This window comes from Weissella oryzae SG25, from assembly GCF_000691805.2.
Lineage (GTDB): Bacteria > Bacillota > Bacilli > Lactobacillales > Lactobacillaceae > Weissella > Weissella oryzae.
The window spans coordinates 1-553 of sequence record NZ_DF820527.1; the positions used below are offsets into that span (position 1 = coordinate 1).

Here is a 553-nt window from a genome sequence, read left to right on the forward strand (position 1 = left end):
TGCGCTCTGGGTAACTGATATGATTTGAAATTCTGAAAATTATCGTTGTACAATTCAACTTTCACTTCGATTAACCAGTCCTTTAACATCTTCTTTAGTGCCTTGTTCTAATTCAATTACATCAACCACAATGCATGGTTTATCACTGTAAAGCTTCTTGGCTACAATCTCGACAATCTGATTATCATCATGCCAAAAGACACCGTTTAAACCATCTTCAAATGCCTTCAAGTAATTTGATAAATCCGGCTTTTTAACTGGAAACCATTTATTAGCCTTAATAAGCGCTCTCTGCCATTTTGTAGTGGCTTTGGGTATTTCCCTATAAAAGATGACTTCTAGCCTTAGCGGCACATCTGCTACGGAAATATTGCTAGTTTTAGCTAACCCTAGTCCAACCGCTCTAAGGAGCTTTTTAAACTTGGCTGTCTTTGGTGGGTCATAGACACTTGTAAAATTGCCCCGCCTAGAAAACCTCGGTCGCTCTTGTTGCTGTGGTGCTAAAGCAATCTCATAGTGCCATTGCATCAGTCACCCGCTCTTCATCAGATAC

1 protein-coding gene is annotated in these 553 nt (G+C 40.0%); it reads right to left on the reverse strand.

Annotated features, from left to right (window positions below):
* Positions 1-54: 54 nt before the first annotated feature.
* Positions 55-528 (reverse strand): RusA family crossover junction endodeoxyribonuclease, encoded by a 474-nt coding sequence (locus TT13_RS10860; RefSeq protein WP_027699958.1) that lies wholly within the window; start codon positions 526-528, stop codon positions 55-57.
* Positions 529-553 lie beyond the last annotated feature (25 nt).